Consider the following 24,527-nt stretch of genomic DNA (forward strand, 5'->3'; position numbering starts at 1 on the left):
AAGTGGCAATGGCGTTCGCCAGCATTTAAATGGAGAGCCGGATGCGCTGAAAGGTGCACGTCCGGTTCGGGGAGGAGAGGCAGGGAAATAGTCCGACTACGCCCTGCCTCTTACTCTACTCTGGACGGGTAAGCGCTGGGCGTACCTCGCCGTTGTTCTCGACCTGTTCGCAAGAAAACCAGTGGGCTGGGCCATGTCGTTCTCGCCGGACAGCAGGCTCACCATGAAAGCACTGGAAATGGCATGGGAAACCCGTGGTAAGCCCGTCGGGGTGATGTTCCACAGCGATAGTAATAATGCCGATGTCAGTCTTTACCACCACTTAGTTTGCCGTTTAACCAGATTGGTGTGATTACTGATGCAGTGAAGACCTTCCCGCATCCTGACTCACACAGCGATCGACCTTTTGTGTCCTGCCCTGGACCCGTCGGTTGCCGGAAGCGCCTTCATGCGAGGCATCTCCTCACCGATGCGCGTGACTCAAGAAGGGCCTGACGGCTTGTCTCGTTACTGTCCTGTCCAGGTTATCTGTCTGGAGATTCAACTCTGTTTCCTCACAGGAGCTCTGTCATGGTTGATAAAGTTACCGAAGCTGCCGTTGTGGGTGGCGTGGATACACATAAAGATTTGCACGTTGCCGCTGTCGTAGATCAGAACAATAAAGTCCTTGGGACTCAGTATTTCTCCACAACACGACAAGGTTACCGGCAGATGCTGGCATGGATGACCTCGTTTGGGACATTAAAGCGAATTGGTGTTGAGTGCACAGGTACCTATGGTTCCGGTTTGCTTCGTTATTTTCAGAACGCCGGGTTAGAAGTTCTTGAGGTGACTGCTCCAGACCGGATGGAGCGACGCAAACGGGGTAAAAGTGACACAATTGATGCTGAATGTGCCGCTCATGCAGCATTCTCAGGCATCAGGACAGTTACTCCCAAAACGCGTGATGGCATGATTGAGTCCCTGCGGGTATTAAAAACTTGCCGAAAAACAGCAATATCAGCCCGCAGAGTCGCTCTCCAGATTATCCATTCAAATATTATCTCTGCCCCGGATGAATTACGTGAACAGCTCAGAAATATGACGCGCATGCAGCTCATCAGGACCCTGGGTTCCTGGAGACCTGATGCCAGTGAATACCGCAATGTAACCAACGTTTATCGCATTTCATTAAAGTCCCTTGCCCGACGCTATCTCGAGTTACATGACGAAATCGCTGATCTGGATGTCATGATTGCGGCAATTGTCGACGAGTTGGCACCTGAGCTGATTAAACGTAATGCTATCGGATACGAAAGCGCTTCACAGTTGCTGATCACTGCCGGAGACAATCCTCAACGGTTAAGATCAGAATCAGGATTTGCGGCACTGTGTGGTGTCAGCCCGGTCCCCGTTTCTTCTGGAAAAACGAACCGTTACCGACTTAATCGTGGTGGAGATCGTGCTGCAAATAGTGCACTTCACATCATCGCCATCGGACGCTTACGAACTGACGCAAAAACAAAGGAATATGTCGCCAGGCGTGTAGCCGAAGGACATACAAAAATGGAAGCGATACGCTGTCTAAAGCGATATATCTCCCGCGAAGTTTACACGTTACTGCGCAATCAAAACAGGCGGATCAACAGTATCCCGATAACAGCTTGACTCTTAGAAGGGCGTCCAGGGCAGCCAGTACGGCAGTGACGACTGGCAGCGCTTCTACCGGGCCAATAACCTGGCGCCGAGCATGAGCCGGCGTGGCAACTGCTGGGATAATGCGGTGGCCGAATCGTTCTTCAGTTCGCTGAAAAAAGAACGGATCAGAAAACGCATATATAAAACCAGGGATCTGGCCCGGGCGGATCTTCGATTACATTGAAGTCTTCTATAACCGGTCCCGGCGCCACAGCCACCTCGGCGGCGTCAGTCCGGAGGCCTTCGAACAGGCCTCGTCGTGAGGACAGGATTTGTCTACAGGCGTGGGGTCAGTCCAAACTATAGGGCAGGATCGTCTACCGGGGCGGGGTCAGTCCATCAACGGCTCGGAAGTGTCTAGATTATCCGTGGCTATTCACCGGGGCAAACAGGCCGATCAGGAACGACATAAGAAAGTTCTGTATTACCGACAGGTCAAGAAACTGAGCATAAGAGAAACTGCTGAAGCCACCAGTTACAGTACATCTCAGGTCTGCAGGGTTCAGGCCCTGTTCAGGCCTGAAAATTAAGCACATTTTCTGAGGCTGGAAATCAACTCATGCTGACAGCCTGAGCCTGTTGGCATGGTAAGCAATGTGCTCACCAATAAAGCTGGAAATGAAATAATAGCTGTGGTCGTATCCAGTATGATATCGGAACGACGCATTGAGGTTCATCTCATTGCATACTCTCTCAAGGATTTTGGTGCGCAGTTGCTCTTCATAAAAGGCGTCACTCAGCCCCTGATCAATGAAGATTTCTGGTAATTTTTCACCCTGTAAAATGAGGCTGACTGGATCGTAGGCTTCCCACGTTTTTCTGTTTTCACCCAGGTAAGCGCTAAATGCCTGTTGCCCCCATGGCACCTGAGAAGGCGATACTATCGGGGAAAATGCTGATACGCTCACATATTCACCAGGATTTCGCAGAGCCAGCACCAGAGCACCCAGCCCTCCCATAGAATGACCGGATATAGATTTTCTTGCCGTTGCAGGAAAATGATTCATGACGACATCCGGAAGCTCTCTGAGAATATAGTCATACATCCTGTAATGAACATTCCACGGCTGTTCCGTCGCGTTCAGATAAAAACCGGCCCCCTGGCCAAGATCGTAACTGTCGGCATCCGGGACATTATTACCCCGGGGACTGGTATCCGGGACAACAACGATGACGTTATGCCGGGCTGCATAATGCTGCATACCTGATTTGGTGATGAAATTCTGCTCAGTACAGGTCAGGCCCGACAACCAGTATAGTACCGGCAGTTTTTCTGTTACTGCTTTGGGAGGAAGATACACACCGAAATTCATTTCACAATTAAGGGATTGTGAATAATGCCGGTACACGTTTTGCCAGCCGCCAGAGCTGGCATGCTGCTCAATGAGTTCCATCAGCCGTTATCTCATGGTTATTTCCCCTGACCGAAGCCAGGGGAAGTATCTTTAAATCCGGACGTCAGATAAACGTATACGCCGTGATTTTGTTACCCGCCGGATCCCGCAGGTAGGCAGCATAGGCCCCGGGAAGGTGACCACGCGGGCCAGGTTGACCTTCATCAGCTCCACCGGCGGCAAGGCCGGCAGCATGGAAAGCATCAACCTCTTCCGGGGTGGCAGCAGCGAAGCCGACAGTCACCCCGTTAGCGGAAGGTGCTTCACCGTTGCCCGGACGGGCAATGATAAATGCCGGCTTTTCGCGGCCATAGAGTACCCAGCCGTTGCCAAACGGGCCGAGGTTATTGATACCAAGCGTGCCCAGGACGACATCGTAAAATGCGGAGGATTTCTCGACATCGGCTGCGCCAATGAACACATGAGAAAAGATGCCGTCACCAGAAATTACCGGAGTTGTCATTTTCCACTTCCTTCAGTTTGAGTTGATTAAAATTCTGATGGGATCAGTAATGAATCACTGTCCGGATAGATTTGCCTTCATGCATAAGCTCGAAGGCGTCATTGATTTCATCCAGTGTCATCGTATGGGTTACAAATGGCTCAAGGTCAATATCCCCCTTCATGGCATCCTCGACCATACCGGGGAGCTGAGTGCGGCCTTTTACTCCGCCAAACGCGGAACCTTTCCATACGCGCCCGGTGACCAGCTGGAAAGGACGGGTGGAAATCTCCTGTCCGGCCCCTGCGACACCAATGACAACGGACTGCCCCCACCCACGGTGAGCACTTTCCAGCGCTGCACGCATGACGTTAACGTTACCGATACATTCAAAGGTATGGTCAATACCCCACTTGTTGATATCCAGCAGAACATCTTTAATCGGTTTGTCATAATCATTCGGGTTAATGCAGTCAGTGGCCCCGAACTGACGGGCCAGGTCAAATTTTGTCGGATTAGTATCGATAGCGATAATACGTCCCGCTTTTGCCTGACGGGCCCCCTGTACCGCAGCCAGACCAATTGCCCCCAGACCAAAAATGGCAACTGAATCGCCCGGCTGCACTTTAGCCGTGTTATGGACGGCGCCAATACCGGTAGTCACGCCACAACCCAACAGGCAGACGTGTTCATGGTTCGCCTCCGGGTTAATTTTTGCCAGAGAAACCTCGGCCACAACGGTGTATTCACTGAATGTGGAACATCCCATGTAGTGGTAAAGAGGCTGACCGTTGTATGAAAAGCGAGTGGTCCCGTCAGGCATCAGTCCTTTGCCCTGAGTCTCGCGAACCGATACACAGAGGTTCGTTTTACCGGACTGGCAGAATTCACACTCCCCGCATTCAGCGGTGTAGAGCGGAATAACATGGTCACCCGGCTTCACACTGGTGACGCCTTCACCAACTTCAACGACGATACCGGCTCCCTCGTGGCCGAGAACCACCGGGAAAACGCCCTCAGGGTCATTCCCTGAGAGGGTAAAGGCATCGGTATGGCAGACACCTGTGTGGGTGTTTTTAATCAGCACCTCGCCTTTTTTAGGCGGAGCAACATCAATTTCAACAATCTCCAGGGGCTTCCCTGGTGCAAATGCAACAGCGGCACGTGATTTCATACGTAATATATCCTCAATGTAATAATGGCCTCACCTATTTAAGATAGGCACGAACCAGCTCAATCGTATCGTCAACTGATTTACTGACTTCATGACTGTAGCTGTCATTCTGGTCAAAGGTTTCCCGTATGTGGCTCTCCAGCACCTCTGCCATCAGTCCGTTAGCGGCGCCCCGGACGGCGGCGATTTGCTGGAGAACGGAACGGCATTCAGCGCCACTTTCAAGTGCTCTTTCCAGAGCATCAATCTGACCCCGGATACGGCGAACCCGGGTTAGGACCTTTTTTTTCTCTTCAGGAGTACTGGGCATTGCTTACCTCACTGCTCTGTATTTCTTATACTATAGGGGAGTATTACATTAAGATCAACACATACCCCACTATAGTATAATAAATATATCAGAGCACCGGTAATGACTCCAACTTACTGATAGTGTTTTATGTTCAGATAATGCCCGATGACTTTGTCATGCAGCTCCACCGATTTTGAGAAAGACAGTGACTTCCTGCCCAGCCTTGCCAGATGCTGCCTCAGATTCAGGTTATGCCGCTCAATGCGCTGCGTATATCGCTTGCTGATAACGTGCAGTTCTCCCTTCAGGCGTGATTCATAAAGCGGCCAGCCATCCGTCATCCATACCACGACCTCAAAGGCCGACAGCAGGCCCAGAAGACGCTCCAGCGTGACCAACGTGCGTTCACCGAATACGTGCGCCACAACCGTCCTCCGTATCCTGTCATACGCGTAAAACAACCAGCGCTGGCGTGATTTAGCGCCGACGTAACCCCACTGTTCGTCCATTTCCGCGCAAACAATAACGTCACTGCCCGGTTGTATGCGTGAGTTTACCGACTGCGGCCTGAGTTTTTTAAGTGTCGTAAAATCGTGTTGAGGCCAACGCCCATAATGCGTGCACTGGCGCGACATCCGACGCCATTCATGGCCATATCAATAATTTTCTGGTGTGTACCGGGCTGAGAGGCGATGTAAGTGAACTGTAGCTGCCATGTTTTACGGCAGTGAGAGCAGAGATAGCGCTGATGTCCGGCAGTACTTTTACCGTTACGCACCACGCCTTCAGTAGCTGAACAGGAGGGACAGCTGATAGAAACAGAAGCCACTGGAGCACCTCAAAAACACCATCATACACTAAATCAGTAAGTTGGCACCCTTACCCTGTATAGGTACTCTCTGTTTTTCGTGGCCTGCCTCGCCCACGAATTTCGCCAGTCATGACTTTGCTCCTGCATTTAATTAACGGAAAAGAATAAGTGATTTTGCGCGGAGGCTTCAATCAGTTTATCCCCGGCGGTGACGAGGTGGCCACCTATGCCGACTGGACAGGGGACTGACTATTGCCATAACGCCATCGCAGGTTGCTTCAGTAAACCTGCTAATCCCGTACAATGGCGAATTCGCTATATCCGCTTCTCGCACTTAGCTGCCATAAATCGGCCAGGCAATCACAGGTCATTTCTGTCTCGCAAAGAAGGTGCCGTTTCTGCTTTGCGTTGACACCCCTAAATATTAGAATTAAAAGGAGAGAGTTACTGGAAAAAGGCAGCGGAGGCAGTGACAATCGTGGCTTGAAGCCACTACTCGATGGATGCGGACATGTAGTTGGCGTCATTCGACAAAACTAGCAAACTTCTAATAGTCACCATTTCTCCCGTCTGGCGGGAGTGCTGTCAAATGCCCCCCTCATCTCTGTGTGGGAAATGAAGGGTGAAGGGGAAATAGATGACAGCGTTATTTCTACGCCCAGAATACTGAATACCTTGTACAGACGATCAATACTGGCGCTAGCAGGGTTTGCTTCCAGGCGGGCATAGGTTTGCTGCGTTACGCCAAGCCTCTCAGACACATCTTTTTGCGTGAAGCCCTTGATTTTGCGAAACCCGATTAGCACAGGTCTGAGCTGGTTCAGCGTTTTTATCGGGAACTGATTATTCATAAGTGACCTGCCTCGCAGACTGAGTAGGGAGTACCGCCCTGTAATACAGCAGGTAAGGTGTATTTTGTGTTATACAGACTATAGGCTGTAAAACCTTTATTGAAAAGATGCTGATGTTCCAGGGGCATGCCGAGCATGGACGATTTTCTGCGGGGCGGTATTTCGCTACGGGGGAGATTGCGTTCGGGCAATGTACCGGTGTAAAAAACGTCAATTTTTCAAAACCGCTGTTATCGGGATAAGCTGAAAACTCCGAAGGCAGACACAGCCACGAATAATGTCAGACTTAAGCTCTGTAGCTGTCTTCTTTTGCCTGTAAATAACGTCTAGTTTGACTCTGATGAAGGCTGTACCAGGCAGAGAACATGTCACTCTCGGGGCCGGATGATAAAATGTGTTCAACTGGCTGGGCAGGGTAATAGCGAAGAACGTTCTCTGAAATTCGATTCAGCTCAGCGTAACGTGCGCTGTAGGTATGTATAATCCATTGCATCAATTTTGCATCCGTATTATTCGCAGATTACACACAAGAAGCTTAACAATGGCTGAAAGAGTGAGCAGGGATATGTAACAAAAACAAGGGCTTCAAGATGAACTGGATAAAACCGGAGCAGAGCAAGCCCTGTTCCGGTTTGTCAGGCTTTGGAATTTCTTCCAGGCCCCTGCAGCTAGTCACAACAAACACATTAATGTTTTCATTGCTTCAATTCAATATTATTGTGTGAAAGGGATTCCATCGAAATCGGCTTATGCATGCTTAAAACTAAACTGCCCCGGCTGCAGTCATTTGGTTGCTGTGGGCTCTGTACTGTGTCTAATAGTGAAAGAATCTTACGTTATAACGAAGGAAATTGCTGAATGACTCTACGATTGCAGACGGAATCACCCGCTGACCAGGATATGTTTAGAGGCAGCAGTCATGAAAAAGTTGCAGAGAATGTGGCTCAGATCATCAGGACACCTGATGTCAATATTATTGGTCTGGAAGGTGAGCTGGGTTCAGGTAAGTCAACAATATTGAAGTTCCTGCAGAAAAAGCTTAAAGATGATTTTACGTTCATTAACTTTGATGCAGAACGTTACCATCATGGCTCAACTAAAAAAGCGCTTATCGATGTCATCCACCACGGGGTCAGCCTACAATGTCCGGGCTCCCGGGATGTGTTGGATAAGTATAAAAATCTGGCTCTGGGTAACATCGTTGAATACGACAAGAGGGTCAGCAGCAGGCTAAGCTGGTTGACCGTCGTTTTTATTTTACTGTCATTGCTTTCCGTGCAGATGCTTCGTTATGTGCTAACAGACCTTAATCAATATTTTACTAACAAGGAGTCATTATTAGGGTGGCTTTTTTATGTTGAGGTGGCCGCGTTTCTTTCTCCTGCCATTATGGTCGCAGGACTGGCATGCCTGCAGAACATGGAATGGTACAGAAAGAAAGGGTATTCGAGTATTGGTGATTTGTTCAAACGCAACAGTACTGACAGGATTGAAGAGACTTGGCTAGTTAATAAGGAGGTCGGAGCTATTGAGCTGGCTGAAGCTCTGCAGGGATTTACCTCCAAAGAGGTCATTTCCCATGGAGATCGCTTCATCCTTATCATTGATAATCTGGACCGAATCAGTGCAGACAAAGTGAAAGAGCTCTGGAGTGATATGGAGCTTATTGCCGGAGCCACTCATGAACACTTCAGGATAGTGGTGCCCTATTCGGCAAGACAGGTTTCAGCCTCACTTTCTGTGGCGGGTTTCAGCGGGCGTGAGTTTATTGCAAAGCGGATTCCTGTAAGTTTTCAGGTTCCTCCTCTTATTTCGGCAGGATGGCAGGAAGCGTTAAGGCAGTACTGGAAAGAAACAGTAAATGAGGATGCAGGGATAGCGTGCCGGGAAGCAACGGTGTTGCTTGAGCGCTGGAAACCCTCTGAGTATCCTCGTATCACACCGCGATTAATGAAGAAGTTTGTTAATGATATTCATATTCTGAACCTTACCGTTCCTGCAACAGAAGATCATCGCCATATTCTTATTGCTCTCTACTTACTGGTGGTCAGATACGGGGAGCGAGATATTAAAGTATTACTTCGCGATCCCAAAGCTAGTCAGACCGAACCCGGTATTGCTCCGGATGATTTTGACGAGATGCTCTCGCTAACTTATCAACAAATATCCCGAATTTTTAATAACGATACAGAAAGATGGAGCGAATTTCTGATGAGCATCCACTATCAGTCCACGGTGGAGCTTGCCAGGAGCGAGTTGCTTGATACGCCTCTTAAAGACGCGATTGGTGCTATAAATATCCCACGGCTTGAAGAACTGACGGCCTTGTGGGGTTTCGCTGAAGCATGGCAGCGAGTGGCACCACATATTCAGATGCGAGACTGGCTGGTTTCTTATAGCCGGATGGATGAGAAGTGTCAGGCTCTCGCCGAACCGCAACTCAAAGTCGCAGTGCAAATGCTGAATCAGAGTTATGCTGTTTCACTCAGAGAAAAGAATGATGAAGGTTTCGTATTGAGTCTGCAGAAACTGATGGCTGACGGGCGGATAAGCCTAGAGCCTTTCGTCGAAAGGCAAATATCGTTTATTGTGAGTAAACTTGATGAAATTCAGGATTCAGAAAAATTGGAGGCTGAATCCACGAAGACGTTGCTGCAGGAAGCTGATTCATACTCTGTTCTGGCCGGTGAATCACTACTGAATAAAATGGAGAATTTTGTAGATGGCGTATTTTATGTGGAATACCTTGTCAATAATGAAGAGACCTTGTCAAACCTGAAAATTGGCACACTAGATATCGGAAATCACGGTCGGGAGGAGATGTTACGCTATGGAGCTGAGCAACCTCAGATAGACCTTTTTAATCCGGGAATTATCCGGCATATCAATATTGCATCGAAGGCGGTACAGAACGTAATTGGAAAGAATGATGGTACAGGTGGGGCTCAGGTTAGCTCTGCAATAATGACGCTTAAAAATCGTCAGGTTGTTGAGGACGTTATCCATTTCAGAAAAATTGTTCTGAGCCCGGACTGGAATAATAATGTTTTAAATCAATATTATCTTAATAATACGGCGACGAGGAATCTCTTCCCTGCGGAATTTGCTGCACAGGCTGTTGCTCACATGGTGCTCCATGGTAACTATGCCGGTATCGAGTCGTACAGTGAACATATTGGTGAGGAACGGTTTGACCTGGCTTTGGCTGCATATCTTCGTTATCTACGTACTGCCGAGAGTATCTTTATAGCACTTAAGGATAAAAATGTTCTGCCGTACATCAAAAATGCTGTTGGCAGGATTGTTGATTTAGGTCTTCTGGTGAATATACCTGTCCTGAGCTTTGTTAAAGGTCAGTATGACGTCATCAAAGAAGCTACAAATGCAACCTCTCTTTTAATATTTGTGCGAGAGCGTCAAAAAGCACTGTCAGAGAAAATAATTGAGTCTGATGTGAATGCTATGGGTCCAGTATTTCTCCATGACGTATATCAGTCAGGTGAGCAGTTTGATATTTTGAAGAAAAAGCTGAACGCCCTGGCATGTGGAGTATTTAGTTCTTCTGAAAGGCTTATTGAGTGTTTTACGGTTCTTCCTGTGAACATGCGCTTTATCCTTGAACAAATGCAACTTCAGGGGCAGCATATCCGGATGGAAGGTAGTGTGGGTATCTTTGCATCATGGTTCCGTGATGCAGAGCCAGACGTTGTCACAAATGCCGAGAACATTCATTTTCTGTGGTCTTGCCTCGACGATACCCAGAGAGAGACTGTACTTGATGAGTTGCACGATGTCTTACTTGAAAGACATATTCGTATTGACAGCCGTATTGCGATTATTACCCGTTTTCATAATGAGTTGTCGTTTATTGAACCTGAGAAGGCCGTTGAACGCAGGGCTATTGCGGCGCTGTTTAGCGCTTCTGTTGATAATGTATTATTGTCTCAATGGCTTGACCGTCAGACGTTTTCATTTTCATCATGGTCTCCGGAGGACGCCCGTACGGCAACGAGTTGTATAATGAATAACTCGGAGATTTTTCCTCTCATCTGCAGGAATTCACAGTATATTAAAAACAGAATGTTACCAGAGAAAGCGGACGTTACAGAAGATAGTGATACGTTTCCGGACTGAGTTCGTTCTTTAAATCCTATACCTGAAGACCACAGCGGTGGTCTTTGGGAGTTTTTTTATTGCCTGATATACATTAAGCATGTTATATCTTGCTAAGAAATAATCATTCAGGGATTAATCATAACTACTGAAGTTATGTTGTGTTCTTTTCTTTTAAAAATAAATTATTCAGATTTATTTTCTATTGATTTAATGAGGTAGGGAATGACAGAAAGTGCTTTGCTTTTGCGAGAGGCATTTAATGAATCGGTTAACTATATGACATGGTCTTTTTATTCACTGATAACTGCTTACGTTTCGATGGCTTTTTATGATAGAGTTGAGGTTAAGACCCGAATAAATAATTATCTGAATAAGTTACTTTTCGTGATTGCTATGTCCGTTTTTATCCCAAATATGTACTTTGTTTCAATGGTGTTCAGTCAGAAGTTAGGCACCGCAGCTGGCGTTGCGTCATTCATTATTGGGCTACTTTTCATGATGTTAAACTCGGCACCTGTAATTACTGGTATCGTACAGCAGCGCAAAGATTGAGTTTTATGAGTATAGTCAGTTGGGTTTTCATCTGTTTTATCAGACTTAGAAAAATGAAATCTTTCAATTCATTGATTTTAAACGCAAAAAAATTTCTAAATGATCAGAATTATAGGGTGCTCGTTTTGCACAGCAGTAGGGGTTGACCATTCAATGGAAACGCTCCTTCGAACTGACCCGGAGAAATACGGTTATCAGGCTGGCCTGAGTCGTCTTCAGCGATTTCTTTCTAAGATCCAGTACGACTGGAGCCTGCGGGATTATATCGGTCGTAAAGTGTTCGAAGGCGGATATGTGCGTCTTCAACCCAATATCTTTTCTTCGTCCCTGACTGAACGTCTTTTTCATGCCTGTTGCAGCCTTGATTATGTTGAAGCAAGACGTGCGGCAGAGCATCGCAGAAAGCTACTTTCCGGCGAGGTTGACGATACGGCTTATAACCGTCGTATGGCTGAGCCACAATTTCGGCTTGTACAGGAAGCAAACGTGATCCACGTTGATTTCCTCTGGTCGTTGCACTGTTTCAACCCTCGCCCGTTTCGGGCAATTGAGATCTATCGCAGGGTCTGGGAAGAGGCCGATCTGGACCTTCTTGAGGATGAGCCTGACATGCAGCCTGTGCCCCGTACACCAATGCCAGCTCCACTCTGGATGAAACTGCCCGGAGGCCGGTTCGGTACAGCTTATGATGGACTGACTGATACGTTGCCGCTGATGACCTATTTTGACGGGCAGGCTGACCCCAGGGCTTCACGTAGCCTAAAGACCGGAGAGAGCAGTTCTGTCGTCGTGGCATTCGAGGAAGAGGATGAGCTGACTGTTGAAGAAGATACGGCGTCCTGGATTATCTGGCATGAATACGACGGGTTACGCCAGCGCATCGCTGACGGTGAGTTTACTCCAACGACTGCTGCTCAGTATCTTCTTCGTTATGGCGCGGTCCGAATTTCAAAAGGCAAGGGCGCTGTCTATCATCGTCTCGCACAACGGGGACAAACCTTTTCCCGCCTGGGGATAGGCGACAGAGTGTCGCTTCCAGAGCTGGTTGCCAGTCGGCGTTTTAAAATACTCAGTGATTCTGCATACCGTCAGGTTGTAGCCCGGAAATTGCGTGGACAGATAAAAAAGTTCAGATTCTGGGCATGCGTAGCTGCCTGTGTTCAGTTGCACGTACACAACAAGACGGCACTCGGAGAAAGAATTTTAACGTTACTCGAAGGTGAGAGGGAACAGCAACAAGGTGCGATCCAGGCGAAGCTGAAGGCGGGAATGATGGATGCAGTTCTAACTCTGTGTAACCAGCGACTCCGGGTGAAAGAAAATACTAACCAGCCAGAGGAGTTCCGCTATTACCGTGCCGTAAGAGCTCGTTTCATGCGCCATTTATCTGAATGCCTTAAGCCAGAAAATGGCGGCGTTATCCGTGACGTTATCTGGGAACTGAGGGTGCTGAGCAGTGCTCACGGTACGACCAAAACAGGTTTTTACTATGTCGATAGCAATCGCCCGACAGCGAAAGGACTGTTAAACCGCCTTCTGATGAGGATGGTCAAGCAGGTCGTATAAGCGTCTGAAACGCGAAACACACGAAAATGGAGGGGTTATACAAAAAAAACTTAGCTTTGATCGTGATGTAATGTGGACATCATGTCCAAGCGTTGCTGCATCCAGAAAAGTAACTTTAATCCTGTTGATACAGCCCTTGCATTACCTGTTTACGCATAGCGTGGAAACGTTCTAATTAAACCAGACGAATATAAATTTAAATTAATTCACTCACCCCCGGAATCGGGGAACTAAACAAAAGGATCATCAATGCAAAATCAAAATACACCCGCTCAGGAAAAACACACCGTATACCTTTTTAATGCCGAACATGCTGACAAGACAGCCGCCAAGCAAGCCGGGAAACTCTTCACGCTGGACATTGAACACCCAATGACCCTCAACGATCTCTCGCTGCTGTGTGAGTCGGTCGCGGACGCTGTGGGAGCACCTGGCGGAATTAAATATGAAATCACAACAGAGCCTAATGGGGTTCAGGAGGAATACTGAATCAGTGTGGTGTGAGTCCATTTTAATTTGACGTTTCATGAGTTCTATCGAGAGGCTGAAGTATGACTTTGAAAATGGAAAGTTCCCGGACTTCCAAGCCTGAGGGGCCATTTGTATTAATCACTTTTGAGGGGGACGAATTTCTTTTTGATGACAGACATAATGTCGTCAAGATAAATGGCAGGCCTAAAAAAATGGATGTAAAGCGAAATTATTTTGAGTCCGATCTGGGAGAAGGGAAAGCGAAATACTGGACTTTAAATATCGAAGAGGCTCATCGGTTCAATTCGATTGATGAAGCGACAGAACAACTTTGTAAACTGAGTCGCCCTCATCTGATCAAAATTCGCAAAGTTGAGGGGGTATCTGAATGACCAAAGAGATGTTTTTACGCATTTTAAATGAGGCACAGGCTCGTGTGGATAACGATTCGCTTCCGCTTGATGTTCGTATCCGGTCACGCACCACGGTAAATGATTGCGTCATCCGGGCAGATAAAGAGGGGTGGCCTATTGAGTATAAACAGAAGGTCTGGGTAGATGCAGTCAGTGGCTGTTATCTTTAGCGGTTACTTAAGCCAGTTCCTGTGCCCGTGAGCTTAGTAAAGGCGGAAAATGATATGGTCAAGGTGATAAATATCAACGGGAATTTAGTTGAATTACCTGAGCCCTCAGCAAAGTTATCCAAAGCTGAATCACCTGATGGTAGGTTCTCAAAACCTAAAAATAAGATCTCTAAAATACAGCGAGCTGAGCTGCGAATGAAATTTGGGGGGCGTTGTGCCTATTGTGGTTGCAAGCTTCCTGAAAAAGGGTGGCATGCCGATCATGTTGAGCCTGTTCGACGCGACTTTGAACTGGTGAGAGCCCCTGTCGGCAGCGGCGTAACTCATGTTGCCCGAAGTACGGGTAAGGTTATGCACCCTGAACTGCATGCTATAGAAAACTTATTTCCATCATGCGCCCCCTGCAACCTTTTTAAAGGAGCTTTTAGTGTTGAAGGAATGAGAAAAGAAATTACCAAACAGGTTGAACGGGCTCGCGCATATAGCGTGAATTTCCGTACCGCAGAACGTTTTGGGTTGCTTCATATTGTAGAAAAACCGGTCGTCTTCTGGTTTGAGCAGTATAACGAACAGAAACAAAACGAATAATTTCTGTGAAACATAAAAGAAGTTAATCAGCAGTGGTTTACTAATTAAAGAGTGATTTAAATATTTTGATGCTGCTGAGGAGCTGCCTGGTATATCCTTCAAAGGAGAAAATGATGTATCTGCATCTTGTGCCCCGTATTCTTCACCATATGAAAAACAAGTGTACTCTCGTGTCAGTTTCTGTACCTGAATTGTCACTTGAGCTTAAAGCTGATTCGCTGGTGGCAATGAAACCTTATCCCAACAAGTCCTACCACGTTGTCATGTTGAAGGGGCGACGTGCATTAAATGGCTTTCTGGTAAAAAGCCCACGGACTTTAACTGAGTTCACAATGATAACAATCTGGGAAATTGAAGGCTTTGGAAAAATTAGTCATACCGTAAAAACGCTCGTTCAGGACAAAGACTATGACTTGGTCTCCCATGATGTCCTTTTGGCACATGCATACCATCAGAGGGAGGAAGAATTGGGGTACCGTGTACATCCATCCTATGACAGTCTAGCTCCCGTCGATTTTGAACCAACAATGCAGTCAAGGTACATAAAGGAATCCGATCTTTCCCACGACGTATGGGAAACCTATTCATGGGGGGAATTGCTGCGTTCGCGTGAAGAGACATTTCTGGCGATGACCATGTCATCTGCTCGTTTAAGCCATCCAGCATTCATCAGAGGAAACCGACTTCCTCAAACTGACCAGGCCATCATTATCAGTTCGTAACGACCTTTTATTCTTTTTGATGCCAGGCGAGTCTCCTTTTGCCTGGCCACTTTGATTTATTGCCTGGGAGTAACCTATGGATGAGCAAGATATTCTCCGCGTTATAAACGGCCGTGAGATTGATGCTTCTGACCTCCTGGAAGAAGCTATGCCGAACGCAGCCCGACGCTTTTATCGTTTAACTAACAGCATGAACAAATTGCTTTAGGAGGTCAGGGAGCACTTTCCTGACGCGATGTATTACTCTGCCAGCGGAACGGTAAGCCTGCTGTTGGGGAGCAGCCACGACAACAATGACCATCCGGTTAGAGAAATGGTCGCTGTAAGGTCACCAGATCTAAACATTGAAGGCGGTGATTGGTAGGTCAAGCAGGGGATCTATGTGCACTTCATGTCCTAACTTCATCCAGTGCTGAATTCAGTGCACAGACAGTAGGGGACTTCTCCTTTAATCAGAATGGCAAAGGGTTACGTGAGGATCAGATTCTATTTTTTTGCCTCGAAAACGGATAAACCCAGGTTTTGGCGCTTTAACCGAAAAATCAGCAGAACGGTAAATGATAGGCTGTCATGGATAACCATTTTGAGGCAAAAATGAACGTTTCAACTGACAGCAGCAACATATCGATAGCAGAACTCAAAGAAGAATTTATACCCGGTCTTCTGCTTAATGCTGGGGCAATAAGCCATTACGGCGACTCGGCTTTATCTTCGAAGGCTATGGATAAGTATTCAAATCTTCTGGAGAAAGACGCAGTTACCGCTTTATCAGGAGCCTTGAACCGTATCGTAAGTGCCTTAGCGGAGGCAGATCCACGTTCTATCAGTAGCAATCCATCCTGGTTTTCCCGCTTTACGGGCAAACACCTTGAAAAGCGCGTTCGTTACCAACACGCACGTGAGAAGGTGGAAAATCTTATTAATGAGGGGAACGGATATCTGACACATGTGAATGAGACGCTACTGGCTTTAGAAGAGCTGCTTGAAACATATGTGTCAGAAATCAAACGCCTTAAAATTTTTATCCAGGCAGGCCATGAGTTCCTTAGGGATTCTACCGAAGAAAAAAATAGTGACGATCTAAGCCTTGTCTTCGATAAACCGAGGGAAAGATTTGCCAGACGTTTAGCTAACCTGGCAACACTGCTTGCGTCTCATGAAATGGCCGCCATGCAGATGGAAATCACTCGCGGGACTTGTATAGATATTGCTGACCGCTTTAACGAAACTATAAAAGTCCTGGTTCCAGTATGGCGGCAACACACACTTTCGCTGTTATCAGTAAATAACACTGACCCTACGATTGTTAGAAAAGCTAATCAGGCCCACGAGGCTCTTCTAAAAAGCCTGCGACAAAATTTAGAGGGATTCCAAAAATGATTAATAATTTGACCACCAAAACTGAGGTTGTTGCTTTTACTTTGACTTCCGCTGAACTGGAAAAGTTCGGGCTGAATGAGCAAGATGAACAAGAGATTAAAGCCGTCGCGGAATGCATTAATGCCGATGATCCAGGAACAGTTTATCGTTTTGGCCGGGCAATGGGGGAAAACACTGCTAATTATGCGGATAGCCTGCTTGAGCAAATTCGCAATAAAGATTTAGACGAAGCCGGGAGCAAATTAACTGAAATTATCAACCTTGCAAGAAATGTAAACATCTCGAACTTAACTGAAAGTCGTTCAAATCTGCCAGTTATTGGCCCTTTGTTGGATAAAATCCGCACCCGTGGGAAGAATTTCGCCGCACAGTTTGAATCAACTCGTGAACAAATCGATGCTCTGGTTTCAGAGGTTTCAGTTACACAGAATAGCCTCGGTTCTAATAATATTTCGCTCCAGCAAATGTTTGATGAAGTCGTTAAAGAACACCACTTAACAGGTGTACATATTGCTGCCGGTAAATTAAGGCTGGGAGAATTACAATTAAAAGCAGAAAATCTCAGAGCTAATGTTGGTAACAATCCTGCTAAGTTCCAGGAAGTATCTGATCTGGATACGCTAATTGCTAATTTAGAAAAACGTATTGGCGATTTAGTTGTTTCTCAGCAGTCTGCTATGCAAGTATTGCCAATGGTACGGATTATACAGGCAAATAACCAAAGTCTTATCGACAAGTTTCATAGCGTCAAAGAGGTTACTGTCCCTAATTTCAAGCGTCAGTTTCTGTTAGCCATTTCTCTAAATGGACAGCGTAACGCTGTAAATCTTGCCAATGATATCGATAATGCCAACAATGAGTTACTCCGTAGTAATGCAAAATTACTGCATCGCAATGCAGTAGAAACTATGAAAGCAAACCAACGGCTGGTTATTGATATAAGCACCCTTAAAGAGGTGCAGGATACGCTTATCCAGACGGTTGGCGATGTTGTTAAAATCCAGAGAGAAGGGGCTATTAAGCTCAGGGAAACAGAAAAACAGGTTCTTGCCATGCGTGAGAATTTGCGCACCCGACTGACACAAAAAGGGGTAGATCATGGTGCGTAACCTTAAGAGTAGTGACGATTTTTCCCGTGAACTGTCATTTCTTTTTCACCGGTCTATAAAGATTAGAAATTCAGGTTTCGCGATATTTGGTGCGGGCCTGCTGATAATGATTTTTGGTCTTTGCTTGTGGTTGCTGTCATTACACCTCTCACCTTCAGTTCTGGACTTTGATATTGATGTGCCCTTGTCATTCTTCAATTCATCTGAAGGTGAAGATAAGTTAGTGGTTTCGGATTTTGGCGATGCATTTGGAGGCTTCCTAACTACATATTCTAAGTTGCTATTAGGGATTATGGGGCTATTAGTAGTTTCTTCAACTGCCTTTAAAATTTTAAAGGGGGAGGAAATAGGTGAGATATTCCCGATGCTTCTAATTGCTGGCGCTTTTCTTATCGGCTTGTCAGTTTTTACATCTGCTTTAGGTTCGGAAGAGACTGATGCCACTTCAGCTTCGACTGTAAAGGTTATCAAGAAATATGTAAAACATGAAAAATACGATAAACTTGTCGCATATTTAAATGATAGTAATTGGCCCTCAGGCGAAGAGGTATCTGTAAACTATTTAAAGGCGCAACTACATATAAAACTCGGCAAGCCAGATGTGAAGTTAACACAGAATGTTGTTAGGGCGTATATGTCTGGTGTATTACAGTCAAATATTCCCGTGAAAGTTCGTTATGCATTGGAAAAGACAGCTTTAGATAAATCCGTCTCACCACTTGCGATTCGTTATGAGCAAAAACGTATGTCTAAATCACATACCTTTTCAAAAGCGTCGGTTAATTGTCTTAAAGTAGGTAGTCCCGTCGCATTCGTTGGCGTTTTGTTCGCTCTTCTTGGTATAAAAATCAGGCGGCGAGTCAGATTCTTAGAATCAAATTGAATGAAAGCCCGGTACGCTGGGCTTTTTTATTCAGTAACTTTTATCAAATATGTAGTAATTTACCGGAATCTGCTTCTCCAGCTTGTTAGCTGAAAAGCTTACTCAAGTATAATAATCTACTTCTGATTATGTTTTTTATGGTTTTATTTTTACACAACTTATTAAGGATACATGATGTGTAACTTTACTCCTGTTCAAATTATTGCTGATTATATACTGAGGTTTCTTAAAAATAATACTGATGCCAAGCTTTATGAGGCAATGCAGCGTCTTGAAAAGAAAATTGGTCAGTTTGTCGCTGATGGGGTTGATGAACATCAATTACGCTCTTCATTAAGCAAAGTCTGTCGATCTCGTTCCAGGGCGGCTCTTAAAGAGGAGTGTGAACAACTCATTCCATAAAAAGAACATCATACGGGAAAGTTACTTTAACGGTGAATGGCTCGCTTCTGGCGGTTTAAGTTGACGGCCATTCCTACCATAGCCATCATAAAGTATGATTAGCATTCGAGTGTGGCACTACTAATTTTAATGGGCTACGCATTCAGTCTCCACCTCTCTAACTATAAAGGTTCTTTTCATGTCCAATAGCTTCGATAAGCCGCAAACGCTCCCGGTACATAATTCTGATGCCGAACCCTTTTTTCCGAAAAACCTTGGTCCATTTATCGAGCAGGTATCCGGAAGGGATCTGGCAATGCTCACAGAATCAGAGAAGGAAAAACTTGCGCACCTGATCAGAACTGGGCGTAAATATGGAGTTTCTGTCGCTATCGTTCCTGATACAGATTCTGCTGAGCTTCATGAATTACTGTCTAATGCCGATTCCATTGAAAGGCAGTTTTCCATCTATGAACGCATCCAGACGAAGATTGCGTTCACGCGGTGTCAGGAAGCATAAACAAAGTGAGAAATACAACTACGTGGTATGACGTAGAACATATTGAAATCACCACAGGCGAGCGAGGCGGCAGGATATGGGTGCTGAAGCTCTCCTGTGGCCATACAGTATTTCGCCGAATACCTCCTATACGTCTTCATAACCTCACAGCTTTTTCTCTGCGGGAGCCCCCAGAAAAATGTCGGTGCTCTCTTTGCAATTCAAGTCCATAATAAAGCCTTTTTAAAGGCCACAAACTGCATATCACTGGATAAATCATCCTCTACAGCGTTCATTCTTAAACGCAAAATTTATATTTCATTCATTCTATTTTAAAAGCGTTATAAAAGACGGAATCCTATTTAGTCTGTTTGATGCTTAAATCATCTTCAGTGCCTTTTATCTTTTACCCAGCGACTTTAACATTAACCTGAGCAGAAAACTTGTTTTCAAACTAAGTTCGAAAACTTTCTGCTCAGGTTATTAGCCGGGTAAGCCACTTTGTTATATTTGTTTCATGTTAACAGAGGAGGCGATATGCAAATTGAAAAGGTGATGTCATTACTTGAAGTGCTTTCAAGCTGGCTTGAAGATAACATCAATATGGATTCTGAAATTATCTTTGATAATGACGAAGATAATACCAACTCAGAAATTCTGTATCCTGCTGTAGAAAAGGCTAATGCCGTTTTGCGCAAAATGGCATCTTTATCTTCAGATTCTGTTCATGCAATTCGACAGCGCTTGCAGCTTGCCGTAGAAGGCAAAGCTGAATTGTCCCTCAAGGATGTGGGAGAGCTTCTGCTGGCAACAAAGTATCTGATGTTGTCCACTGAAGAGGGAGAGTAAGCCTGTGACCACTCTCGTATTTGAAATGGCAGATATCAATAAACTGATCGAAGAAATTCGCACCGCAAAAACGTTTTCGGTCACCCCAGATCAGATCTATGACCCGGCATGCTATCCGGGGGGAGCCCTCCTTAACGCTGAGGGACAGACTGAAGAAGAGGCGCGTAAAGCTGGTAGGGTTTTCTTTCCCTCATCCTCAAAAATTGCCAGCACACATCTGGTGCCAAAAGTGCTTCTCGCGCACAGTCATGGTGTATACCTGATCACTAATGCTGAGCTTGAGGGCTCTCCCGCATCCCGCGATACTGTGGCTTACGCCCAGGGGATGAATCCAAAACTGGATGAGGACTGGGATTACGCTTGTGATGCCGCTTTGGGTGGGTCTGATTGTAGCTATACCATTCCCGTTGAGTGGCTGGAGTTAGCGGTAGAGCAGGGTTTTCAGGAGTTTCGACTTCGAATGAGTGAAACCAATATCAAACTTGTCAGCAAATAGTATGTCCTTGCTGTATCCAGTCAAACATTGTCCGCCAGTCGAGCTGCTGGCGGATTGTTTTATATAAGGCCGGGAAGGTATGTCAGGTTTAAGCAGTTCCGCCCAGAAGCTTACAAGGGCGCAGATTTACGTGTTAAGACGGATGGCATCCGGCACGATCTATGATATCTCTGGCAATTTCAGACGGGCCAGAGAACGGCGTACGTTTATGGGGAATCCTGATGATGTGACGTGCAGGAGCTCTCCGGTCCTGTTCCGGCTGGGCCTCGTGGAGTTATGCCAGCCAGTAAGGCATCTGGAGCCAGGTTTATACTATCGGCTCAAGTTGAGCTCCTCAGGGCATGAAGCTCTTAAGGCGAACGCACACCTCTAACATTTGAGATAGTTCGTTCGCAGCCAGGAAAGTAACTTTCATCTCAAGTGTGACCCTTACTACCTCATTTATGAGTAAAACCCCCCTCTGATATGTCGAAAATGCTCATTTATACGAAAATAGTTTCTCTTCAGGTGTGATGTAATTACTGAGAATTCTCCCTGAATGGAAGGCAACCGATGAAAATGTTTTTTACCCCTTATGTTCGTATCGTTTTCTATTTTTGCGCATTGATTTTTATTGTTTACAGTTTCAGTGATTTTTTCCAGGGCGTCCCTGACAGCACCTTCTTCAGTGCGGTCATCACGCTACTTGTTATCGGAACCATTGTTGCCCGGCATCTGGATCGCAAAAAATCTCTCAAATATACTTCACAGATTTAAGTTTCCACTCAGGCCACTCTCGGGTGGCTTTTATAATTTAATAAGGACCGGTTCATGCATAACCACGAAATTCAGACCATTGCTATATTTAGTGCCCAGTATAAAAACATCGAAGATGCTGAAAATGCAGGTGCTTTATATTCAGTAGATATTGAATATCCGATGACACTAAATGATTTATCGCGGCTTTGCGACTCTATTGCCGAAGCAGTAGGTGTGCCTGGCGGCGTCAAATACCAGTTCGTGTCCCAGCCGGAAGCGCATGAAACCAGCTTCTGATAACCAGTAACCAAACTGCCTAAAAGCAGGTGCAAAGCCATGAAACAAACAAAGTCTTCTATGTCACGTATTGTGCAGCTGTACGACGGGAGCCGATACGGAAACTGCGAGCAGGCTGATAACGAAGGAGAGCTTTTTACGGTGGTGTTGAATAAGCCTTCGCAGATCGATGACATCCGTAAAATCGTAGACACAACCGCCGAAGTACTTGGCAAAGCTTTGCCAGTACTCCTCTTTTAAAGCTTACATCCGTGAAGGATAATTACGGTCTTACTACTTTCAGTTTTTCATTCCAGTGCCGTCCATTTTAATTTATCGATTTTAAGCGGTCGGCGCTATTTCATTGTTTCTTTTCCGACTGTAATTCCTTATATATAGGAATATTTCAAAGAATTTATCTCAGGTTATTTGTGGCGTGGTGCCAGTTGTTATAATGATTCCACATAATCTGGAGAGTCAATCATGATCACATCTCTAATGAATTTCCGCGATTTAACCGGAGAGGCAGTCATCCAGGCGCGGCAATGCGTTATTAATGCTGAGATCGAAGCGGCCCGGGAAAAGGTAATTCATGCTCGTTCGTTATTCAAAGCGGGTATACATAATGTTGTAAACGGTAGTTCTGGCATTAAGGCTGCGGCAGCACATTTTCTGGTGATAAAACGTTTACAGACTGACACTCGGTATCTGGACGCGGTTATCACTGATAACCTTTGCATGTTTTCTCCTGAGGGTTATCTGTATCTGTTTATGCAACAACGTTATTTCCTATAAAACAATGGGTTAGGTAAGTATCTTTCCATTAAAAACATTAAAAAGGTGACTTGATGAAACCATTTGGACTTGCCGGAAAACCCCGGCCCGAACCTTGCGGCTGCTGCTGGTATACCCGTGAGGACTGCCCTTACGTCAGCGCAAAACAGATCTATCGCCGCAGGCAGCGCAAGGCAGAACGCCAGCGTCAGCGCAGCACCATTGTGATGGCCGTTTCTGAATTTCGCTGACCTCTTCTGGAAATATCATTTTTTCTCCAGAAGAATTTTAAAATAAAGGGAAATCTTTTCACGGGTATCTGATGTTTATTGTTTATGGTAAATTGCGCCACATTAATTGTTTGTGGCGCAGTTCGTGATGGCTTAAGGATATAATATGAAAATCAGCCAGCTGGAATCCGGGATGCAGGTTTGGTCTGTAACCCGTACCAAAATGGGAAATACCACCATTTCAACGGTCATTGTCCACCCCGTTGTCATTATTGAAATTCATGATAACCATGTGATTGCTCGCTGGAACGGCAATGCACCACGTCGGTTTGGAGAAACGGCTATCAGGGGCTGGAAGAAGGAGAAGCCACTGCTTGTCCGTGAGCCTTTCGGAAATGTTCGTCTGGCCACCCGGGCTGAAAAAACCGCTATGCAGGAAAAAGAGTAATACCCCCTTTTAGCACCCACAATTTCACCGTCCATCTGCCTTTAACCTTGCCTGTTATTAACGGAATCCTTTCTGACTGGGCGGATCCCACGCATAACCTGAACTGTTGGCTAACCGTCTTACAGCCAAATTCCCTCCTTTATCTGGCAGGAGTGCGTCCGTGAGCTCTGTATGATCTACGTGTTTGTTAAGTAGAGCACATAACAGGAGTGGGGTATGACTGAATTAAATAAAAGCCCGTCCGGTTTTTCCGGAGCTGATGTCAGTAAAGAACAGGCTGCCATAAGGGCACTTGTAGAAAGAGTAGTGACCAACTATCGCAGCCGGACAGCACCTGATCGGGTTCAAAAGGCTTCGGTAGCGTTTAATGGGGGATTAATCCTGACCCTGATGCTGGCCTTGACGCTATTGGGCTACCTTGTGGCGGAATTGCTCAGGGGGTATGTTGCGGATAGTTCACCCTATGTGCCCGGTCTAAGTTATTCGCAATTTTCGATGCTTATGGTCGTTGAGCTGTGTCTATGCTTTCTTGCATGGTTTTTGGTTGTCACAGGGGACTATCCCCGGCCGTGGATATTTCAGGTAGTCCCGATGGAGCAGTACTGGTTCTTTGACGAAGTGGATGACGACGATCTTGCCCGGCTTTCCTGTAACCCTTACATCAAGCGCTGGCTACTTGATGAAATGTCCGGTATTCATCGACTGACCTACACGAGGCTGCATGATCGACTGGAGCGCATCTGTAATATTGCATCCCATCTCGAATACAGCCGTATTCAGGCACATAAGATTTCCCTAATCAACGGAAGCAGTGCCTCCTGATCCTACCATTGCATCCGGAAATTAAACGGGCAGGAACTGCACTGTATGTTCCGACCCAGCAGCTGCCCGTTACCCTTTTCTTTAGTATAAAATGACTTTCGCCGACAACCGGAAGTGAATCATGTCAAATAAATGAAAAATCAGTAATTTATGTAGGCGGGGTGTTTGGCTGATCAGGGCAGGGTGGTATAATAACGCTGGTGCTGGAGGCTTTTGCCCCAGCCAGCGGTAACACTGTTTGACTGTGGTAAAAGCAGAAAGCCCCGAGTAATTTTTCAATTAACCTGTACTGCACCCATTTTGTTGGACGATGAAATGGAATAGTCCCTGATATGTCAAAGCCAAAATACCCCTTCGAAAAGCGCCTTGAAGTCGTGAATCACTACTTCACAACTGATGATGG

General features: G+C 46.0%; 30 protein-coding genes and 3 pseudogenes. 27 read left to right on the top strand and 6 right to left on the bottom strand.

Going from position 1 to position 24,527, the window contains the following annotated elements; translation table 11 throughout:
• Positions 1 to 109: 109 nt before the first annotated feature.
• The 4 genes and pseudogenes from ACMWKK_RS24405 to ACMWKK_RS24420 form a co-directional block, all read left to right on the top strand.
• A pseudogene (locus ACMWKK_RS24405) lies at positions 110 to 298 on the top strand (DDE-type integrase/transposase/recombinase); the annotation flags it as partial.
• Positions 299 to 570: 272 nt separating this feature from the next.
• Positions 571 to 1,647, top strand: coding sequence for an IS110 family transposase (locus ACMWKK_RS24410; RefSeq protein WP_000227969.1), 1,077 nt, complete (start codon positions 571 to 573; stop codon positions 1,645 to 1,647).
• 16 nt (positions 1,648 to 1,663) lie between these two features.
• Positions 1,664 to 1,940, top strand: a pseudogene (locus tag ACMWKK_RS24415) (IS3 family transposase); the annotation flags it as partial.
• A gap of 114 nt (positions 1,941 to 2,054) precedes the next feature.
• A pseudogene (locus ACMWKK_RS24420) lies at positions 2,055 to 2,207 on the top strand (resolvase); the annotation flags it as partial.
• Between the two features lie 27 nt (positions 2,208 to 2,234).
• On the opposite strand, the gene fghA reads toward ACMWKK_RS24420, so the two are convergent.
• The 6 genes from fghA to ACMWKK_RS24450 all read right to left on the bottom strand — a co-directional run bounded on the left by fghA (position 2,235) and on the right by ACMWKK_RS24450 (position 6,641).
• A complete protein-coding gene (fghA, locus tag ACMWKK_RS24425; RefSeq protein WP_012561110.1) occupies positions 2,235 to 3,071 on the bottom strand; it encodes an S-formylglutathione hydrolase in 837 nt (278 codons plus the stop codon).
• Between the two features lie 64 nt (positions 3,072 to 3,135).
• Positions 3,136 to 3,534 carry a VOC family protein gene (locus ACMWKK_RS24430; RefSeq protein WP_012561111.1) on the bottom strand — a complete coding sequence of 133 codons (399 nt, stop codon included), beginning with the start codon at positions 3,532 to 3,534 and terminating at the stop codon, positions 3,136 to 3,138.
• Positions 3,535 to 3,577: 43 nt separating this feature from the next.
• Positions 3,578 to 4,687 (bottom strand): S-(hydroxymethyl)glutathione dehydrogenase, encoded by a 1,110-nt coding sequence (gene frmA, locus ACMWKK_RS24435; protein ID WP_017384070.1) that lies wholly within the window; start codon positions 4,685 to 4,687, stop codon positions 3,578 to 3,580.
• 34 nt (positions 4,688 to 4,721) lie between these two features.
• Positions 4,722 to 4,997, bottom strand: a complete 276-nt coding sequence (gene frmR / locus ACMWKK_RS24440; protein ID WP_017384071.1) for a formaldehyde-responsive transcriptional repressor FrmR — start codon at positions 4,995 to 4,997, stop codon at positions 4,722 to 4,724.
• 113 nt (positions 4,998 to 5,110) lie between these two features.
• A protein-coding gene (locus ACMWKK_RS24445; protein ID WP_223479951.1) for an IS1 family transposase occupies positions 5,111 to 5,808 on the bottom strand; the annotation gives its coding sequence in 2 pieces (ribosomal slippage) (positions 5,111 to 5,559 and positions 5,559 to 5,808; 699 coding nt in all).
• 536 nt (positions 5,809 to 6,344) lie between these two features.
• Positions 6,345 to 6,641, bottom strand: coding sequence for a helix-turn-helix transcriptional regulator (locus tag ACMWKK_RS24450; protein ID WP_017384073.1), 297 nt, complete (start codon positions 6,639 to 6,641; stop codon positions 6,345 to 6,347).
• Between the two features lie 858 nt (positions 6,642 to 7,499).
• Between ACMWKK_RS24450 and ACMWKK_RS24455 the strand changes: the two genes are divergently transcribed.
• The 23 genes from ACMWKK_RS24455 (at position 7,500) to ACMWKK_RS24565 (ending at position 24,124) form a co-directional block, all read left to right on the top strand.
• Positions 7,500 to 10,775: a P-loop NTPase fold protein gene (locus tag ACMWKK_RS24455; RefSeq protein WP_021242119.1), complete on the top strand. Its 3,276-nt coding sequence runs from the start codon at positions 7,500 to 7,502 to the stop codon at positions 10,773 to 10,775.
• Between the two features lie 204 nt (positions 10,776 to 10,979).
• Positions 10,980 to 11,309: a hypothetical protein gene (locus tag ACMWKK_RS24460; RefSeq protein ID WP_000140246.1), complete on the top strand. Its 330-nt coding sequence runs from the start codon at positions 10,980 to 10,982 to the stop codon at positions 11,307 to 11,309.
• Positions 11,310 to 11,462: 153 nt separating this feature from the next.
• Positions 11,463 to 12,875: a hypothetical protein gene (locus ACMWKK_RS24465; protein ID WP_022646499.1), complete on the top strand. Its 1,413-nt coding sequence runs from the start codon at positions 11,463 to 11,465 to the stop codon at positions 12,873 to 12,875.
• 249 nt (positions 12,876 to 13,124) lie between these two features.
• Positions 13,125 to 13,364, top strand: coding sequence for a hypothetical protein (locus ACMWKK_RS24470; RefSeq protein WP_001180999.1), 240 nt, complete (start codon positions 13,125 to 13,127; stop codon positions 13,362 to 13,364).
• Positions 13,365 to 13,426: 62 nt separating this feature from the next.
• On the top strand, positions 13,427 to 13,738 hold the full coding sequence (locus ACMWKK_RS24475) for a hypothetical protein (RefSeq protein WP_000172888.1): 312 nt from the start codon (positions 13,427 to 13,429) through the stop codon (positions 13,736 to 13,738).
• On the top strand, positions 13,735 to 13,929 hold the full coding sequence (locus tag ACMWKK_RS24480; RefSeq protein ID WP_000159617.1) for a hypothetical protein: 195 nt from the start codon (positions 13,735 to 13,737) through the stop codon (positions 13,927 to 13,929). The genes ACMWKK_RS24475 and ACMWKK_RS24480 overlap by 4 nt, the downstream gene beginning before the upstream one ends.
• 54 nt (positions 13,930 to 13,983) lie before the next feature.
• Positions 13,984 to 14,517, top strand: coding sequence for an HNH endonuclease (locus ACMWKK_RS24485; protein WP_000241452.1), 534 nt, complete (start codon positions 13,984 to 13,986; stop codon positions 14,515 to 14,517).
• Between the two features lie 110 nt (positions 14,518 to 14,627).
• Positions 14,628 to 15,239, top strand: a complete 612-nt coding sequence (locus tag ACMWKK_RS24490) for a DUF6012 family protein (protein WP_001371923.1) — start codon at positions 14,628 to 14,630, stop codon at positions 15,237 to 15,239.
• A gap of 76 nt (positions 15,240 to 15,315) precedes the next feature.
• Complete coding sequence (locus ACMWKK_RS24495) at positions 15,316 to 15,447, top strand: hypothetical protein (protein WP_001371936.1); 132 nt, start codon at positions 15,316 to 15,318, stop codon at positions 15,445 to 15,447.
• 362 nt (positions 15,448 to 15,809) lie between these two features.
• Positions 15,810 to 16,619: a toxic anion resistance protein gene (locus ACMWKK_RS24500; protein ID WP_000368643.1), complete on the top strand. Its 810-nt coding sequence runs from the start codon at positions 15,810 to 15,812 to the stop codon at positions 16,617 to 16,619.
• Positions 16,616 to 17,728 carry a toxic anion resistance protein gene (locus ACMWKK_RS24505; RefSeq protein ID WP_000609386.1) on the top strand — a complete coding sequence of 371 codons (1,113 nt, stop codon included), beginning with the start codon at positions 16,616 to 16,618 and terminating at the stop codon, positions 17,726 to 17,728. Before ACMWKK_RS24500 ends, ACMWKK_RS24505 begins: the two co-directional genes overlap by 4 nt.
• A complete protein-coding gene (locus ACMWKK_RS24510; RefSeq protein ID WP_000252081.1) occupies positions 17,718 to 18,611 on the top strand; it encodes a hypothetical protein in 894 nt (297 codons plus the stop codon). The genes ACMWKK_RS24505 and ACMWKK_RS24510 overlap by 11 nt, the downstream gene beginning before the upstream one ends.
• Before the next feature lie 174 nt (positions 18,612 to 18,785).
• Positions 18,786 to 19,013: a hypothetical protein gene (locus ACMWKK_RS24515; protein ID WP_000336109.1), complete on the top strand. Its 228-nt coding sequence runs from the start codon at positions 18,786 to 18,788 to the stop codon at positions 19,011 to 19,013.
• A gap of 178 nt (positions 19,014 to 19,191) precedes the next feature.
• Positions 19,192 to 19,512: a hypothetical protein gene (locus tag ACMWKK_RS24520; protein WP_000071366.1), complete on the top strand. Its 321-nt coding sequence runs from the start codon at positions 19,192 to 19,194 to the stop codon at positions 19,510 to 19,512.
• Between the two features lie 516 nt (positions 19,513 to 20,028).
• Entirely contained in the window at positions 20,029 to 20,340 is a 312-nt protein-coding gene (locus tag ACMWKK_RS24525) for a DUF957 domain-containing protein (protein ID WP_001165367.1), read from the top strand.
• Between the two features lie 4 nt (positions 20,341 to 20,344).
• Positions 20,345 to 20,836, top strand: a complete 492-nt coding sequence (locus ACMWKK_RS24530; protein WP_001371932.1) for a DUF3085 domain-containing protein — start codon at positions 20,345 to 20,347, stop codon at positions 20,834 to 20,836.
• Between the two features lie 552 nt (positions 20,837 to 21,388).
• On the top strand, positions 21,389 to 21,592 hold the full coding sequence (locus tag ACMWKK_RS24535; RefSeq protein WP_000781547.1) for a hypothetical protein: 204 nt from the start codon (positions 21,389 to 21,391) through the stop codon (positions 21,590 to 21,592).
• Positions 21,593 to 21,646: 54 nt separating this feature from the next.
• Positions 21,647 to 21,871, top strand: coding sequence for a hypothetical protein (locus ACMWKK_RS24540; protein ID WP_000551490.1), 225 nt, complete (start codon positions 21,647 to 21,649; stop codon positions 21,869 to 21,871).
• A 39-nt stretch (positions 21,872 to 21,910) separates the two neighbouring features.
• Positions 21,911 to 22,111, top strand: coding sequence for a hypothetical protein (locus ACMWKK_RS24545; RefSeq protein ID WP_000814953.1), 201 nt, complete (start codon positions 21,911 to 21,913; stop codon positions 22,109 to 22,111).
• A gap of 222 nt (positions 22,112 to 22,333) precedes the next feature.
• On the top strand, positions 22,334 to 22,645 hold the full coding sequence (locus tag ACMWKK_RS24550; protein WP_000633161.1) for a hypothetical protein: 312 nt from the start codon (positions 22,334 to 22,336) through the stop codon (positions 22,643 to 22,645).
• 53 nt (positions 22,646 to 22,698) lie between these two features.
• Positions 22,699 to 22,875, top strand: coding sequence for a hypothetical protein (locus tag ACMWKK_RS24555; protein ID WP_000802040.1), 177 nt, complete (start codon positions 22,699 to 22,701; stop codon positions 22,873 to 22,875).
• Between the two features lie 145 nt (positions 22,876 to 23,020).
• Positions 23,021 to 23,302: a hypothetical protein gene (locus tag ACMWKK_RS24560; protein ID WP_000703842.1), complete on the top strand. Its 282-nt coding sequence runs from the start codon at positions 23,021 to 23,023 to the stop codon at positions 23,300 to 23,302.
• Positions 23,303 to 23,518: 216 nt separating this feature from the next.
• Positions 23,519 to 24,124: a hypothetical protein gene (locus ACMWKK_RS24565; protein WP_000137794.1), complete on the top strand. Its 606-nt coding sequence runs from the start codon at positions 23,519 to 23,521 to the stop codon at positions 24,122 to 24,124.
• Positions 24,125 to 24,527: the final 403 nt, after the last annotated feature.

The sequence above is a fragment of the Enterobacter sp. 01-M-03-SI-ECC genome, from assembly GCF_047530215.1.
Lineage (GTDB): Bacteria > Pseudomonadota > Gammaproteobacteria > Enterobacterales > Enterobacteriaceae > Enterobacter > Enterobacter chengduensis.

Excerpts from the sequence above, each read along its gene's own strand:
- ACMWKK_RS24485 (WP_000241452.1), top strand. The coding sequence starts at position 13,984 with ATGGTCAAGGTGATAAATATCAACGGGAATTTAGTTGAATTACCTGAG.
- ACMWKK_RS24455 (WP_021242119.1), top strand. The coding sequence starts at position 7,500 with ATGACTCTACGATTGCAGACGGAATCACCCGCTGACCAGGATATGTTT.
- ACMWKK_RS24465 (WP_022646499.1), top strand. The coding sequence starts at position 11,463 with ATGGAAACGCTCCTTCGAACTGACCCGGAGAAATACGGTTATCAGGCT.
- ACMWKK_RS24470 (WP_001180999.1), top strand. The coding sequence starts at position 13,125 with ATGCAAAATCAAAATACACCCGCTCAGGAAAAACACACCGTATACCTT.
- ACMWKK_RS24525 (WP_001165367.1), top strand. The coding sequence starts at position 20,029 with ATGCAAATTGAAAAGGTGATGTCATTACTTGAAGTGCTTTCAAGCTGG.
- ACMWKK_RS24540 (WP_000551490.1), top strand. The coding sequence starts at position 21,647 with ATGCATAACCACGAAATTCAGACCATTGCTATATTTAGTGCCCAGTAT.
- ACMWKK_RS24515 (WP_000336109.1), top strand. The coding sequence starts at position 18,786 with ATGTGTAACTTTACTCCTGTTCAAATTATTGCTGATTATATACTGAGG.
- ACMWKK_RS24495 (WP_001371936.1), top strand. The coding sequence starts at position 15,316 with ATGGATGAGCAAGATATTCTCCGCGTTATAAACGGCCGTGAGATTGAT.
- ACMWKK_RS24480 (WP_000159617.1), top strand. The coding sequence starts at position 13,735 with ATGACCAAAGAGATGTTTTTACGCATTTTAAATGAGGCACAGGCTCGT.
- frmA (WP_017384070.1), bottom strand. The coding sequence starts at position 4,687 with ATGAAATCACGTGCCGCTGTTGCATTTGCACCAGGGAAGCCCCTGGAG.
- ACMWKK_RS24555 (WP_000802040.1), top strand. The coding sequence starts at position 22,699 with ATGAAACCATTTGGACTTGCCGGAAAACCCCGGCCCGAACCTTGCGGC.
- ACMWKK_RS24500 (WP_000368643.1), top strand. The coding sequence starts at position 15,810 with ATGGATAACCATTTTGAGGCAAAAATGAACGTTTCAACTGACAGCAGC.
- frmR (WP_017384071.1), bottom strand. The coding sequence starts at position 4,997 with ATGCCCAGTACTCCTGAAGAGAAAAAAAAGGTCCTAACCCGGGTTCGC.
- ACMWKK_RS24410 (WP_000227969.1), top strand. The coding sequence starts at position 571 with ATGGTTGATAAAGTTACCGAAGCTGCCGTTGTGGGTGGCGTGGATACA.
- ACMWKK_RS24520 (WP_000071366.1), top strand. The coding sequence starts at position 19,192 with ATGTCCAATAGCTTCGATAAGCCGCAAACGCTCCCGGTACATAATTCT.
- ACMWKK_RS24550 (WP_000633161.1), top strand. The coding sequence starts at position 22,334 with ATGATCACATCTCTAATGAATTTCCGCGATTTAACCGGAGAGGCAGTC.
- ACMWKK_RS24560 (WP_000703842.1), top strand. The coding sequence starts at position 23,021 with ATGAAAATCAGCCAGCTGGAATCCGGGATGCAGGTTTGGTCTGTAACC.
- ACMWKK_RS24535 (WP_000781547.1), top strand. The coding sequence starts at position 21,389 with ATGAAAATGTTTTTTACCCCTTATGTTCGTATCGTTTTCTATTTTTGC.
- fghA (WP_012561110.1), bottom strand. The coding sequence starts at position 3,071 with ATGGAACTCATTGAGCAGCATGCCAGCTCTGGCGGCTGGCAAAACGTG.
- ACMWKK_RS24490 (WP_001371923.1), top strand. The coding sequence starts at position 14,628 with ATGATGTATCTGCATCTTGTGCCCCGTATTCTTCACCATATGAAAAAC.
- ACMWKK_RS24545 (WP_000814953.1), top strand. The coding sequence starts at position 21,911 with ATGAAACAAACAAAGTCTTCTATGTCACGTATTGTGCAGCTGTACGAC.
- ACMWKK_RS24505 (WP_000609386.1), top strand. The coding sequence starts at position 16,616 with ATGATTAATAATTTGACCACCAAAACTGAGGTTGTTGCTTTTACTTTG.
- ACMWKK_RS24510 (WP_000252081.1), top strand. The coding sequence starts at position 17,718 with ATGGTGCGTAACCTTAAGAGTAGTGACGATTTTTCCCGTGAACTGTCA.
- ACMWKK_RS24450 (WP_017384073.1), bottom strand. The coding sequence starts at position 6,641 with ATGAATAATCAGTTCCCGATAAAAACGCTGAACCAGCTCAGACCTGTG.
- ACMWKK_RS24565 (WP_000137794.1), top strand. The coding sequence starts at position 23,519 with ATGACTGAATTAAATAAAAGCCCGTCCGGTTTTTCCGGAGCTGATGTC.
- ACMWKK_RS24460 (WP_000140246.1), top strand. The coding sequence starts at position 10,980 with ATGACAGAAAGTGCTTTGCTTTTGCGAGAGGCATTTAATGAATCGGTT.
- ACMWKK_RS24475 (WP_000172888.1), top strand. The coding sequence starts at position 13,427 with ATGACTTTGAAAATGGAAAGTTCCCGGACTTCCAAGCCTGAGGGGCCA.
- ACMWKK_RS24430 (WP_012561111.1), bottom strand. The coding sequence starts at position 3,534 with ATGACAACTCCGGTAATTTCTGGTGACGGCATCTTTTCTCATGTGTTC.